Annotated in this window: 13 protein-coding genes and 1 pseudogene; 2 read left to right on the top strand and 12 right to left on the bottom strand. The window is 20.7% G+C overall.

Annotated features, from left to right (window positions below; translation table 11 throughout):
* Window positions 1–37: 37 nt before the first annotated feature.
* The 5 genes from JAHGCCOI_RS00070 to JAHGCCOI_RS00050 all read right to left on the bottom strand — a co-directional run bounded on the left by JAHGCCOI_RS00070 (window position 38) and on the right by JAHGCCOI_RS00050 (window position 5,234).
* Window positions 38–382, bottom strand: coding sequence for a single-stranded DNA-binding protein (locus JAHGCCOI_RS00070; protein WP_011160385.1), 345 nt, complete (start codon window positions 380–382; stop codon window positions 38–40).
* 14 nt (window positions 383–396) lie between these two features.
* On the bottom strand, window positions 397–684 hold the full coding sequence (gene rpsF / locus JAHGCCOI_RS00065) for a 30S ribosomal protein S6 (protein WP_034172155.1): 288 nt from the start codon (window positions 682–684) through the stop codon (window positions 397–399).
* A 547-nt stretch (window positions 685–1,231) separates the two neighbouring features.
* Window positions 1,232–2,479: a glycosyltransferase gene (locus tag JAHGCCOI_RS00060; protein ID WP_479492066.1), complete on the bottom strand. Its 1,248-nt coding sequence runs from the start codon at window positions 2,477–2,479 to the stop codon at window positions 1,232–1,234.
* A 171-nt stretch (window positions 2,480–2,650) separates the two neighbouring features.
* Window positions 2,651–3,847: a glycosyltransferase gene (locus JAHGCCOI_RS00055; protein ID WP_479492065.1), complete on the bottom strand. Its 1,197-nt coding sequence runs from the start codon at window positions 3,845–3,847 to the stop codon at window positions 2,651–2,653.
* 70 nt (window positions 3,848–3,917) lie between these two features.
* Window positions 3,918–5,234 carry a bifunctional folylpolyglutamate synthase/dihydrofolate synthase gene (locus JAHGCCOI_RS00050; RefSeq protein ID WP_479492064.1) on the bottom strand — a complete coding sequence of 439 codons (1,317 nt, stop codon included), beginning with the start codon at window positions 5,232–5,234 and terminating at the stop codon, window positions 3,918–3,920.
* A 1,417-nt stretch (window positions 5,235–6,651) separates the two neighbouring features.
* On the opposite strand from JAHGCCOI_RS00050, the gene JAHGCCOI_RS00045 reads away from it, so the two are divergent.
* Entirely contained in the window at window positions 6,652–7,440 is a 789-nt protein-coding gene (locus tag JAHGCCOI_RS00045; protein ID WP_479492063.1) for a phosphatase PAP2 family protein, read from the top strand.
* A gap of 214 nt (window positions 7,441–7,654) precedes the next feature.
* Here the strand turns inward: JAHGCCOI_RS00045 and JAHGCCOI_RS00040 are convergent, their stop codons facing one another.
* The 5 genes and pseudogenes from JAHGCCOI_RS00040 to JAHGCCOI_RS00020 form a co-directional block, all read right to left on the bottom strand.
* Window positions 7,655–7,909 (bottom strand): hypothetical protein, encoded by a 255-nt coding sequence (locus JAHGCCOI_RS00040; RefSeq protein ID WP_479492260.1) that lies wholly within the window; start codon window positions 7,907–7,909, stop codon window positions 7,655–7,657.
* Window positions 7,910–7,915: 6 nt separating this feature from the next.
* Window positions 7,916–8,149: pseudogene (locus JAHGCCOI_RS00035) on the bottom strand (hypothetical protein); the annotation flags it as partial.
* A gap of 17 nt (window positions 8,150–8,166) precedes the next feature.
* Window positions 8,167–8,325: a hypothetical protein gene (locus tag JAHGCCOI_RS00030; RefSeq protein WP_479492062.1), complete on the bottom strand. Its 159-nt coding sequence runs from the start codon at window positions 8,323–8,325 to the stop codon at window positions 8,167–8,169.
* 189 nt (window positions 8,326–8,514) lie between these two features.
* On the bottom strand, window positions 8,515–8,673 hold the full coding sequence (locus tag JAHGCCOI_RS00025) for a hypothetical protein (RefSeq protein WP_157084473.1): 159 nt from the start codon (window positions 8,671–8,673) through the stop codon (window positions 8,515–8,517).
* Window positions 8,674–8,793: 120 nt separating this feature from the next.
* Window positions 8,794–8,997 carry a hypothetical protein gene (locus JAHGCCOI_RS00020; protein WP_479492061.1) on the bottom strand — a complete coding sequence of 68 codons (204 nt, stop codon included), beginning with the start codon at window positions 8,995–8,997 and terminating at the stop codon, window positions 8,794–8,796.
* Window positions 8,998–9,339: 342 nt separating this feature from the next.
* Between JAHGCCOI_RS00020 and JAHGCCOI_RS00015 the strand changes: the two genes are divergently transcribed.
* Complete coding sequence (locus JAHGCCOI_RS00015) at window positions 9,340–9,669, top strand: hypothetical protein (protein ID WP_479492060.1); 330 nt, start codon at window positions 9,340–9,342, stop codon at window positions 9,667–9,669.
* Between the two features lie 234 nt (window positions 9,670–9,903).
* On the opposite strand, the gene dnaN is transcribed toward JAHGCCOI_RS00015, so the two are convergent.
* Together dnaN and dnaA are read right to left on the bottom strand one after the other, a co-directional pair.
* Window positions 9,904–11,040: a DNA polymerase III subunit beta gene (dnaN, locus tag JAHGCCOI_RS00010; RefSeq protein ID WP_227807147.1), complete on the bottom strand. Its 1,137-nt coding sequence runs from the start codon at window positions 11,038–11,040 to the stop codon at window positions 9,904–9,906.
* 1,196 nt (window positions 11,041–12,236) lie between these two features.
* Window positions 12,237–13,760 (bottom strand): chromosomal replication initiator protein DnaA, encoded by a 1,524-nt coding sequence (gene dnaA, locus JAHGCCOI_RS00005; RefSeq protein ID WP_479492059.1) that lies wholly within the window; start codon window positions 13,758–13,760, stop codon window positions 12,237–12,239.

Here is a 13,760-nt window from a genome sequence, read left to right as displayed (position 1 = left end):
TTATTTATATCAGTTAATTTAAGAATTGTTTTTAATTTTAGAAATTGTCATAAGCATTATCAGGATTTTTTTTAGATTCTAAGAATTGGACATTGTTACAAACAACACTAGTTTGCCAATTAGTTACACCGTCTTTTTCCCAAGTTTCTACTCTAATGTTTCCTTCAACACCTATTAAAGCACCTTTAGAAATATATTTTTCTAAATTTTCAGCTTGTTTACCAAAAACAGTACAATTGATAAAATCAGTTTTTTTTTCGCTAGAAGCACTTACAATTCTATTAACTGCCAAAGTAAATTTAACAACATAAGTACCACTATTAGTATTTTTTAGTTCTGGGTCTTTGGTAATGCGACCTACTAAAATAACTTTATTAATCATATGAATTAAACTCCTTATTCTTTATCTTTGATAAAGATAAATCTAATAATTTCTTCAGTAATTTTAACAATACGATTAAATTCTAAAACAGCATCATTATCTGCTTTTACCATTAACCAATTGTAATATCCTTTTTTATGATTATCAATAAGATAAGCTAGGTCTTTTAATCCTATTTCGTTTTGTTCCAAAATTTGATTTGGGGCTTGTAAAAAAACATTTTGCAAAGTGTCATTAATTTTTTTAACGTCTTTGCTGTCTAAATTGGGGCGTAAAATATACATTATTTCGTATTTTTTCATTTTTTTCTCCTTATGGCCTACGCGGTCTTTATCTCTAAATTGTAAAGACAAGGAATAAGCATTTTATTTTATAATTTATAAGACATTAATATTATAACAAAAAAATATTTTTTTGAGTTAATTAGATGACAAAACTGTAATATTTATAGGTTTTTTAGTTGGATAAGGTAATAAAAAAATAAAAAAAGTAATTTTAAAGTTGGGAATTTTTGTAAAAATGAAATAAGATGTGAATAAAATTGATGAAAAATAAATAATTTGTTGTTTTATTAAGTGTTTTTTTTAGTTAAAATAAAAGTGTATTCAAAAATAAAAACAAAAGGGACTTATAAAGAAAATTGGTATGATAAAATACCTTTATCAAATAAAAAATGGTTTTGGATAAGTGTTTTTATTGTATCTCAATTAGTAGAAATATATTTAGATTCTCAAAATAGTAAAATAATTTTTTGAAAACTTTCAAAATAACATCATAATAAATAAAATATTAAAAGATCAAATTACTTATTAAAAATAAATAATTTGATCTTTTTTTTGTTCTTTATAATTAAATCTTATCTGAAGTTTCTTTTTGATGTTGAATTAATTTTTGTTTTTTTAATTTATGATTATCAATAGCTTGATTATAAACTTCTAAAACATTAGTTACAAAAGTCTTTTGAGTATATAAATTAACTGATTTTTGAGCTTGATATGATAATTGTTTAAAATTATCTGGATTTTGGTATAAGGAAGTAAGAATTGTAATTAATTGTTCTTGGTTATGATAAAAAAATCCATTTTGTTCATGTTTAATTACTCCTTCTAATGCTTGATCAAAACGCACTACACAAGGCAAAGAAGCAGCTAGTGCTTCAATATATGTAAGTCCTTGAGTTTCAAATAAAGATGCATTAATAAAGACATTTCCTAATTGATAATAAATTCCTAACTTATCATAAGCAACAAATCCTAAAAAAATGATTTTATCATCTAAATTAAGTTTTTGGGCTTTTTTTTCTAAATTTTTTCTTTCAGGTCCATCACCAATAATTAAAAATTTACTTTTGGGATTTTGAAGGTGAAAAGAAGTAAAAGCGTCCATCAAATAATCAATTTCTTTTTCAGCAGATATTCTTCCTACATAAAGACATACAAATGAATCTTTAAGTCCTAATTGTTGTTTTAATGAAAAAACTTTTTCTGATGAATGATTGTGATAATAAAATTTTTCTAAATTAAAACCTGTTGGAACAATTTGATAATTGATTTTAGAAGTATCATTAACTTTATTAGAATAGCGATTTTCTAAAAAATACAACACTTTTTTAGTAGGTAAAATATTGACATCACTATTAAAAATAAATTTAGTAAAAAGATAGTCTACATATTTTAAAATGGGTTTTTTAAAACATTTAACAATAAAAGATTTTTGAGTATCAAAAAAGGCAACATACATTGTGTGTGCTGTATAAACTAAAGGCAAATTTAATTTTTGTTTAGCTAAAAGCCCTAAAGAACCTACCCCAAATTCAGTATGAACATGAATTACATCTAAATTAAGAGCTTTGATTTTAAAAAGATGTTTTTTATAACTTAAAACCCAACGATGATTTTTAAAAATTTTAAAAGGCAATGGCATTCCTTTAATTCTTATTACGCGAGAATCTTTTTCTTGTTTGACTTTTGGACAGTTAGTTGTAATAATATAGACTTCATGTCCCAAAGCTTCCAAACCTTCTCTTAGAGAATCACAAGAAACAACAACACCACTAATTAAAGGTTTATATGAATCGGTAAAAATTCCTATTTTCAAGCAAAAAACCTCCTTATTATTGTCATTGTCATACTTTTTTATCTTAATGAAAACATAGCAAATTGTAATAGTAATAGCAACAAAAATAAAAAATAAATTTATATTTTTTTAATAACTAAAAAGTTGAAATAATTAGAGAATAAGGAAAAATAATAAAAAGGGTAAAAATAATTAATTATGGTTATTGTTTTCTTTATTAGTTTTTATCGCTTCTTTATAAATTGAGATCATTTTAGAAGCAAAACTTGTTTGATCATAATTAAGTATTGAGTTTTTGGCATTCATAGACATTGTTTTAGTTTTTTTATTATCATTGTATAAAAGACTTAAATAATGGATTAATTCTTCTTTTTGATGATAAAAAAAACCATTATTTCCATTATCAATTAAACCATCTAATGCTTGATCGTGTCTAGCTAACAAAACCAAAGAAGATGCCATCGCTTCTACAAAAGTTAAACCTTGAGTCTCAAATAAAGAAGCACTCAAAAAACAATTTCCCAATTGATAATAAATTCCTAAATTATCATAAGGAACAAATCCCAAAAACAAAACATTATTTTCGATTTGTAATTGTTTTACTTGTTTTTGGAGAGCTTTTTTTTCAGGACCATCGCCAACAATCACAAATTTACTTTGAGGATGATTTTGACAAAAAGAAGCAAAAGCACTAATCAAATAAGAAATGTCTTTTTCAGGCGACAACCTACCTACATAAATACAAACAAAATCATTTACTAAATTAAATTTAACTTTTAAAGCTTGAATTTCTTCTAAAGAGTGGTTTTGGGAATAAAATTGTTCTAAATTGATTCCTGTAGGAACAACATTATATTTTCCTTTGATATTGTAATCTTTTTCTAATAAAGTTAAAATTTTATGAGTAGGAACAATTGTAGAATGTGTTTTGGAAATAAATTTTTTTAAAGCTTTTCTATTAGCTAATATAAAAAATAATTTAAATATTTTTATTCCAATATTTTTGCTTTTATTAAAAAAATATTCGTGCATGGTGTTCATAGTATAAACGGATGGTATATTTAATTTTTGAGAAGCATAAATACCTAATTTACCCATAGGAAATTCAGTATGAATATGGATAATATCTAAATTAAGATCTTTTACAAGAGATAAATATTTTTTGAACCTCAATACGACACGATGACCTTCAATACCTTTAAAAGGTATTGGTATTCCTTTAATTCTTATTATTGAAGCATCTTTTTCTGCATAATTCTTAGGTCCTTGAGGAGTAATTATATAAACTTTATGTCCTAATTTTTCTAAACTATCTTTATGAGATTTAACAGAGATAGGAATACCTCCAATAATTGGTAAGTATGTATCAGTAAAAAAACCTATTTTCATTTTTGACTCCTCTTTAAGTTTTTTAAAGTTGTGTAAATTAAATTTGATGTTTTTAAAATATTAAAAATATTTAAATATCAAAAAAATGAATTACTTCTGAGGCAAAATATAGAGAGCCTGTAATTAACAATAAATCTTTACAATTTTGAGTTTGGTTTTGTTGTAAAAAATCCTTCAATTTGTCTTGCCAATCAAAAACTTTTGTAATTCTTTGTGGAGCAATAAACAAATATTTTTGTACTAATTCAATACTATTTGGATGATTAAAAGTTGTTAAATAAATGTGGGCTTTGGGAATTTTTAATAATTGGTACAACATAGAAACTACATTTTTGTTTTCCAAAGCAGAAAATAAAATAGAAATGCGGTAGTTACTAAATTGTTTGATTGTTGTTTGGACTAATTTTCTTATGGCATGCACATTGTGAGCACCATCTAAAATAATTAAAGGATTTGAATTTAGTTTTTGCATTCTGGATGGAATTTGAGTTTTGCTAATGCCTGTAAAAACATTTTGTTCTAAGAAAGGAAATTTTTTCAGCTGACAAAATAAATAATAAAGTTGGATTGCCATTGCAGCATTTTCAGGTTGATATTTTCCTATTAAAGGAGTTTTGATGGCTTTTATTGTGATTTGTTTTGTTTTAAAATTAAAACATTCTTGCCAAGTTTGCATTCCTAAATAAGTTATGTTGTAATCTTTTTTGAATTTATAAATGGGAGCTTTGTTTTTGATGGCTTGTTGTTCAATAACTAAAAAAGTTTTTGGAGAAATATTTCCTGTAACTAAGGGAGTTTTGGGTTTAATAATTCCTGCTTTTTGAAAAGCAATTTCTTTAAGAGTTTTTCCTAAAATATGTTCGTGATCTTTGCCAATGGTAGTAATTCCAGTTAGGATGGGATAAATAACATTGGTACTGTCTAAAAGACCTCCCAAACCTACTTCAATTACACAAACATCAACTTTTTTATGATAAAAATAATCAAAAGCAATAGCGGTGATAATTTCAAACGGAGTAATGCTAAATAAAGCAGAATTGGGACTTGCTTGGTCTACTAACTTTTTAATTTTACGAACCCAAATTATTAAATCATTACAAGAAATAGTCTCGCCATTAATTTTAATTCTTTCATTGTAATTTTGAATATGAGGAGAAATAAAAGTTCCTACTTTGGAACAACTTTGTTGCAATAAAGAACTTAAATAATTAACAGTTGAACCTTTGCCGTTAGTACCTGCAATATGAATCATAGCTAATTTTTTTTCAGGATGATGTAATAATTTTAACAAAGCCAAAACACGCAAAAGTCCTAAACGCATGCCTAAAATTTCTCTTTTTTCAATCCACAAAATAGCTTCTTTTATGTTAGTTATTTCAGTAATCATTTTTATTTTCCGTTTGTCTGCATTTATTTATATTTAGGATTTCTTTGATATTATTAAATTTTTTAAATTACTAAATGTTTGATAGAATATATTTGTTTAAGGTGTTTTTTAAATTGTTTTGTTTTTTTGAATTTTTAATATCTATTGTAAATTTGTTTTTATTAGTTTTTTATTAACTTATTTTGAACTACATAATAAATTAAAATTGTAAATACAAGTTTATTATACCACAAAAAATATTGCAAAAATAAGGTTCAAAGGCAAAATAAGGATAAATTATTACTTAGTAAAATAAAGTAAGCAAAAAAAATAAATATTAATTTGACTAAATAAATAAAATAGTTAGAGTCAATAAAAATCATATTTTAAAAAAAGAAACTTTCAAAAATATAAAAATGTTATAATATTACTGTTATACTTTTAAATAATTTTTTAAAAATAACATTATACTAACAAGAAATAAAAAAATTATTAAAAATAAAAAAGGATTAAAAAAATAAGTAAAAGTTTTTCTAAATTAATCAAATATTATTTATCTAAAAATTAAAAAACAATATTATAAAGGATTTTTTATGTTTATGTATAAAAATAATTTAGATACAAATACAAACGGAAAAGCAAAAAATGTTTTTTCAAAAAAGTTTTTAGTTTATGTGCCTTTAATTATTTCTTTTATCACTTCTCTTTTGGCTATTGATACAATTTCATATGATAAAAATAAAAGAAATTTTTTTACTTTAGTTTTATTCACAAGACAAAACACATTATCAGTGAATATCTTTTTACTCTTATCTTTAAATAATAAATTTAAAAAATCAAAATATTACCCTTATTTAAGTTTTGTTTGTTTGATTAATTGTTTAATAGTGATGTTTTTTTGTTTATTTGAAACAAAAACAGGTACTTTGCAAATTAATTATTTTTTTGAACACAAAATTTTATCTTTGATGTTTATATTTTATTATTTTTTCCAAAACAAAAGCATAATAAAATTAAAAAAAAATTATGTAGGAATAATATATCCTTTGATTTATTTTTTAATAATGTTTATACTTATAAAAATTGATAATGAAAAGTTAAATCCTTATTCGAGAGAAATAACAAAATATGAAATTAACGAGTTTATGTTATTGTTTTATGCTTTTCTAACTTCTATAATGATATTAATAATTAGTTTCTATACAATTATTTTAAAAAATAAAATCATCAAAAATAATGATATTGTAGTTATCAAAAAATATAAAAGATGGTTTTATTTTTTAAGTATTTTGGTTCTTTATTTTTTTGTTTTCTTTAATTTTATAAAATAATTTATTTTTATTATTTTTTTATATCGTTTTTTTAATTCTTAATAAATTATCATTATAAAATCCAATATTATAAATAACAAAAATAACAGGAGTTTAAATTATTAAAAATGGAAAAACAAACTTTACAAAGAAACAATTTAGAAAAAAAAGAAACAAATAGTAAAAATAAATATCTTAAAAAATATATATTATGGTTTTTATTTATTGTTTTAATTCAACACATAACTTGGTTTGGTTCTTTATATATAATTGAAAAGAATAAAAATGGTTTTTTTAAAACAATTATTCGAATTAAAGAAGATGGTAATGAAGAAACTAATAATTATTGGGTAAAAATATTAAATTTAAATATTAATGGAAGCAGTGGATTCCCTAGTTGGGAATTTTCTAAATATTTTATTTATATTTATATCATAAGCTGCTGGTGGTGGTTTTTAATTGCTCCTTATTTGATATATAAATATTTAGATAAAAAAATAATATTTCAATTATTCATTTCTTATTTTATAATTTTAGCTATTAGTTTAATTTTATTTTTTGTTTTCCCAGTTCAAATGTTGGATAAGTTTTTATTTAAGGAAAACAAAAGTTTTGTAGATTTTTTAATTCAAAATTTATATAAATATGATTGTTTTCATTTTAATTATTTACCAAGTTTTCATGTTAGTTTAAGTTTCTTATGTTATATTGGTTTTCGCCAAAAAAATAAAAAGAAAATCCCTAAAATATTAAATTATGGACAATTATTTTGTGCTATTTTAGTTTTTATTTCTACTTTTGTTTTAAAACAACATTATATAATGGATGGAATAATTGCAATTATTTTAGTAGAAACTACTTTCTTTTTAGTTGGTAAAAAAATGAATAATATTAAAAAAGACTATCAATTAAGATAATCTTTTTTTGTCAATAAATTACCTATAATAACCAAAATAGAAATAAATTTAGAATTGCTGAGCACTTTTTTACAAAAAAAGTTATAATGATTAGTTTCTAATAAAATACACAGGTAAAAGAATTAAAGTTTTGGTTTTGGAAAAACCAAAATTATTTATTACCACCATTATAACATGATAAAAAACAAGATAGTACGGATTATATAATTAAAATCTAATTATGAACATTTTCAGTATAATAATTTTGTTCTATATTTTGTATATTATAATAAGAATTTGGATGGTTTGTCAAACACTCTTTAATTTCTTCTAATATATATCCAGCTATTTTCAAATCAAATGATCTATATTCAGCATTCATTAATTCTTTCAAAGAAAAACCATTATTTTTCAAATATTGTGCTGGATATTTAGCATTTTTAAAATCTTTTGCATCATAACCTGCATCTTTTAATTCTTGAAAAGGAATAAATGTTTAATTTTGCAATGGATTTGGTGTTTCATATTTGTATCCTAAATCATCAAGTGTATATCCCGCTTCTTTAATTTGTTGAAAAGTAAAACCTGTTTCTTTTAATTTAGGAGGATTTATATATATTGATGTTTCTTTTATTTCTTGTATGCTAATGCCACCTTTGGCAAAATCTTTCAGATTATAATTATATAATTGCATTTCTTGCAAAGTAAAACCAACTTTATCTTTTAAATCTCTTGCACTAAATTGTTTTAAATAAAAAAACTTTCTGTTTGAGGATCTAAATTTTTTATTTCTTCCAAACTATAACCTGATTTATTTAATTTTTTTAAACTAAAAATTTCTATTAATTGAGGAAGTTGGTAACCAATTTCTTTAAAATCTTTTACATTAAAACCTTCTTTTACCAATTCTTTGTCTTCATAATCCTTTTTTTGTCTTAAATAACTTATAGTATATATTTGTTTTCCTTCATTATTTTTAATATATTTAAGATCAAAAGCACCAAAAAATGGTTTTAATTGTTCTAAAATTTGTTTATAAGAAAGACCTTTTTCAATTAAATGTTTTAAAGTTATATCCTACTTTTTTCTTATTTTTTATTTTACTTTTATTTCTACTTCTTTATCTTTAAATTGTTTAATTTTATATGTTTTTACAATTAACAAAAACCCACCTAAAAATAAAATAATATTTAAAACGATAAAAGAATATATTATATATTTAGTTTCTTTTAACTTTATTATTAATGTAGACATTTTATTATTCCCTTTCTTCATCATAATCTTTTAATTGTTCTTTGCTAAAAAGACCACTTTTTAATAATTCATCTCTACTAAAATCTAAATTTTTTAATTGTTCTTTTTCTAAATATTTTTCTAAATCGCTAATTTTTTTTCATCTAATAATAAATTTAATTTTTGATCTGATGCTTGTTCTATATCTCTTTTATTTTGTTGTGTAAATTTAAAATATGAAACTCCTAAAAAAATAATCACTACAAATAAACACAATATTAAAATATTAAAAGGAGTTATTTTGGATTTAATATCTTTTACTTTAAAATTTAATTTAAACTTCATATTTGCTCCTATTTTGTTTTTTATAAATATAATTATAATAAAAATAAAAAGATAATTTATAATCTTTATGATAATTATACCATTTTTTATTACTATCAATATTTATATAAATAAATTTACTTAATAAAATTATAATTACTTTTATTTTTCTTGCAAAAAAAACAAGTAAAATAAAAGTAAGGGATAAAATATTTTTTAAAAAAGAAAACAATTTTCAAAAGGAAGCAAGGAATAAAATAATATGAATCAAAATGTAAAAAAATATTAACTATTTTTATTTATTGCTGCTTTTTGAGTGTTTGCAGTTTTCTTTTATATCAATATTTTAAAAAACCAAACAAAGTGCCATCCCAAATAAAAACAACACCAACCAAACCATCTGAACAAAAACAATCAAAAAATAAACCATCAAAAAATAAATCGTCATCTTCTAGTTTAGAAATAACAAATTTTTGGCAAGATCCAAAACCAGAAACAAAACAAAATACAAATACATTAAATACATTTGAAAGTAATCGCAAAGAGATTACCCAAATTCAATTTGATAGAATTGTTGAAGAAATATTAAATGATTTAAAAAGCATGTCATGGGATAATTGTGTAGGTAAATATGAAACAAGAAATGAAAAAACATATTTCCAAACATTGAAAGAGAGTATAGTTCATTTTTAACTTGGAGCAAAGAAAAAGTAACAGAAGATAACGAAAATTATAACCAACAAAATAAACAAAATATATTACAACAATGCATTAAAAACCTTAAAAAAGAAATTGAAAAAGAACTAAAAGAAATATATTGGTTTAAATATTAAATCATTTGTAGTAATTAATAACTAACTGTTTCATTTATTTAGACAATTAAGATTAACACTGTTCTTTTTATTATCTTGCCATTATATAACAATATCAATCATTTTCGAAAGGAATAGGCAGAATCAAATGAATAGAACTATCTTTTTCCAAAGTAGTAATAATAAATGGTTTTAAGGGATTATCAAAATAAAAAACTACTTCTTTAACTGATAAAACTTTTAAAACATCTTCTAAATATTTAGCATTAAAAGCAATTTGGAAACTATTTGCACTAACTTTTAAAGGAATAATTTTTTCCAAAGCAGTTCCCAAACTTTCACTAGAAGAAGAAATTTCAATTGAATTTTGTTTAGTTAAAATAAATTTAATAACATTAGTATTTATTTGTTCTTTGGAAAACAACAATGAAACTCTTTCTAAGGCTTTCATTAAATCATCTTTATTTAAATGAATAGAAAAAGGAAAATTTGTAAGTTTAATTTCTTGAATTTGGGGATAATTTCCTTCTAAAAGTGAAGTTTGAAACCATAAATTATCAATTTCTAAAAAGATTTTTTGAGTATCAGAATAAATTTTTAAATATTTACTTTGACAATGTTCTAATATTTTACTTAATTCTTCTAAACTTTTATTAGGAATAACAATATTAAAATTGTGATATTTAATATCTAGATTGATTTTTTTTTGACTCATTCGAAAAGAATCAGTAGCACAAGCTTTTAAAAGATTGTTTTGATAAATCAAGTTAAGTCCCATTAAAATAGGTCTTTTTTCATTTTTAGAAGTAGAAATATTTATTTCTTTAATCATATTTTTTAAAAAATGAGTTTCAATTTGAAAAGAATCTAATTTTTGGAAAGAAAAATCAAGTTCTAAAAAATCACAAACATCCATTAATTTTAATTTATATTTACAAAAACTAGTTTTAATTACTAAAAAATTATTTTCCATTACAGTAATTTTAATTAAAGAATCACTAATTTTTTTAATTATTTCAATAAAATATCTCCCTAAACAAGCAATTTTACCTTGTTTTTTAATTTTTAAACTTTCATCTTTAATTTCTATTTTAATTGCAATATTGCCATTATTAGCTTCTAAAATTAAGTTATTTTCTTGTGTTTGGATTTTGAGAGCATTAAAAATAGGGAAAAAAGTTTTTTGGGGTAAAATTTTTTGTATTTTTAAAAGTTGTTCCAAAAAAATATCTTTATTAATTTCTAAATACATTTATTAAACCTCATTTATCTTTTTGTTGTAGTAATTATTTTATATCTTTATTATTTATTTTATATCTTTATTATTTATTTTATATCTTTATTATTTATTTTATATCTTTATTATTTATTTTATATCTTTATTATTTATTTTATATCTTTATTATTTATTTTATATCTTTATTATTTATTTTATATCTTTATTATTTATTTTATATCTTTATTATTTATTTTATATCTTTATTATTTATTTTATATCTTTATTATTTATTTTATATCTTTATTATTTATTTTATATCTTTATTATTTATTTTATATCTTTATTATTTATTTTATATCTTTATTATTTATTTTATATCTTTATTATTTATTTTATATCTTTATTATTTATTTTATATCTTTATTATTTATTTTATATCTTTATTATTTATTTTATATCTTTATTATTTATTTTATATCTTTATTATTTATTTTATATCTTTATTATTTATTTTATATCTTTATTATTTATTTTATATCTTTATTATTTATTTTATATCTTTATTATTTATTTTATATCTTTATTATTTATTTTATATCTTTATTATTTATTTTATATCTTTATTATTTATTTTATATCTTTATTATTTATTTTATATCTTTATTATTTATTTTATATCTTTATTATTTATTTTATATCTTTATTATTTATTTTATATCTTTATTATTTATTTTATATCTTTATTATTTATTTTATATCTTTATTATTTATTTTATATCTTTATTATTTATTTTATATCTTTATTATTTATTTTATATCTTTATTATTTATTTTATATCTTTATTATTTATTTTATATCTTTATTATTTATTTTATATCTTTATTATTTATTTTATATCTTTATTATTTATTTTATATCTTTATTATTTATTTTATATCTTTATTATTTATTTTATATCTTTATTATTTATTTTATATCTTTATTATTTATTTTATATCTTTATTATTTATTTTATATAATGGCATTTAAACACGTTTAAAATTATTTTAATTGATGTTTAACTTACTTTTAATAAATTTATATTACAATTTCAAAAACAGACTAAAATAAGTTAAAAATCATCGAATAATTAAAAGATACTTTTTTAAAATATAGATAATTTATTAATTCATTTTTAATTTAATTATTATTCAATTTTATTCAATTCATTTATTATTTAATTCACTTATTAAGAATTAATTTTTTTCAAAATAAGTTCTAAGGATTTTTTTAATTCATAATCACTTTGAGAATTTTTTTTAATTTTTTGATAAGCTTTAAAAACTGCAGAATGGTTTCTTTTGAAAAAACTACCAATAATATTATAAGGAATATCTTTTAATTCTTTGATTAAATACATAGCAATATGACGTGGTAAAGTATATTTTTGTTGTCTTTTTTTACTCATTAAATCACGAACTGAAATATTGAAAAAATTGCTAACAACTGATTTGATTTTTTCCAAAACATCCTCATCATAAGAAACACTTTTTTTGCTTTTAATCAAAAGTTCTAAAGCTTCATTGGCAATATTAATATCAATATCATAGCCAAAAGTTTGGGCATAATTCAATAATCTTAATAAAGCTCCTTCCATTTCACGAACATTATTAACAAAAGAAGAAGCAATCAAATCAAGGACATCTTTTTTTATTTTCAAATGATTTTGTGGTTCAAATTCTAATATTTTCTTTTTCAAAATATTGAGACGATGATTAAAATCAGGACTTTGAATATCAACCATAAGACCAGCTTCAAAACGTGAAGTTAATCTACTCATAATATTTTTTAGTTCTGAGGCTTGTTTATCACTTGTAATTACAATTTGTTTTTGGTTTAAATAAAGATAATCAAATAATTTAAAAAACTCCATTTGAGTTCTTGTAGCACCTGCCATAATTTGGATATCATCAACTAATAAAAGATCAATATCACGGTATTTTTCGTTGAAATCCTCCATTTTGGCTTTTCTTAATTGGTTGGTAAATTCTTCAATAAATCCGTCAGCTTTTACATATAGAACTTTTTTGGCTGAATGTGTTTTTTTCAAAATATGATTTCCGATTGCCTGAATTAGATGGGTTTTCCCGATTCCTGCTTTTCCAAAAATATATAGCGGATTGGTAGTTACTTTTTTTTCTTCAGCAATTTTTTTGGCAATTTTAAAGGCAAAATTATTACTTTTTCCCACAACAAAATTATCAAAACTATACTTTGGGTTGGTATTTCCATAATTGTATTTATTAAAACTTATTTTTCTATTTTCAATTTCAACATTTGTGTCGTTATCAGTTTTAGTTTTGATTTGTTCTTTTTCAATTGTTTCAAAATATTTATTATTTTGGAATTCATCATTATTTTCATTATTTTCAATTTTGGAAAAATAATTTTGATTCTCATTTTCTAATTTTTCTTTAAGATTTTCAAAATGTTTTTTTTCATCATCAAAATTACTATTTTTTTTATTTTTTTCTGAAACAAATTCAATTATAATTTTTTCTTCAAATTTTAATTTAGTTATTTTTTTGATTTTTTCAAAATACATTTTATATATTTTATTCTTAATAAATTCAGTTTCTACTGAAATTATAATTTTTTCTTCAATTTGGTTTATTTTTTTAATATTGGAAAATGTTTCTTTAAAAACTTCATCACTGTAAATTTTTGATAGTTCATTTAAAATTATTTCCCAAATTTTATTATAATTATTCAT

The organism is Mulberry dwarf phytoplasma (genome assembly GCF_056504655.1).
This window is presented reverse-complemented; position numbering and strand designations above follow the sequence as displayed.

What these genes read in the sequence shown, in the direction of transcription:
- rpsF (WP_034172155.1), bottom strand. Translation starts at nt 684, where the DNA reads ATGAAAAAATACGAAATAATGTATATTTTACGCCCCAATTTAGACAGC.
- dnaA (WP_479492059.1), bottom strand. Translation starts at nt 13,760, where the DNA reads ATGAATAATTATAATAAAATTTGGGAAATAATTTTAAATGAACTATCA.
- dnaN (WP_227807147.1), bottom strand. Translation starts at nt 11,040, where the DNA reads ATGTATTTAGAAATTAATAAAGATATTTTTTTGGAACAACTTTTAAAA.
- JAHGCCOI_RS00020 (WP_479492061.1), bottom strand. Translation starts at nt 8,997, where the DNA reads ATGAAGTTTAAATTAAATTTTAAAGTAAAAGATATTAAATCCAAAATA.
- JAHGCCOI_RS00045 (WP_479492063.1), top strand. Translation starts at nt 6,652, where the DNA reads ATGGAAAAACAAACTTTACAAAGAAACAATTTAGAAAAAAAAGAAACA.
- JAHGCCOI_RS00025 (WP_157084473.1), bottom strand. Translation starts at nt 8,673, where the DNA reads ATGTCTACATTAATAATAAAGTTAAAAGAAACTAAATATATAATATAT.
- JAHGCCOI_RS00055 (WP_479492065.1), bottom strand. Translation starts at nt 3,847, where the DNA reads ATGAAAATAGGTTTTTTTACTGATACATACTTACCAATTATTGGAGGT.
- JAHGCCOI_RS00070 (WP_011160385.1), bottom strand. Translation starts at nt 382, where the DNA reads ATGATTAATAAAGTTATTTTAGTAGGTCGCATTACCAAAGACCCAGAA.
- JAHGCCOI_RS00050 (WP_479492064.1), bottom strand. Translation starts at nt 5,234, where the DNA reads ATGATTACTGAAATAACTAACATAAAAGAAGCTATTTTGTGGATTGAA.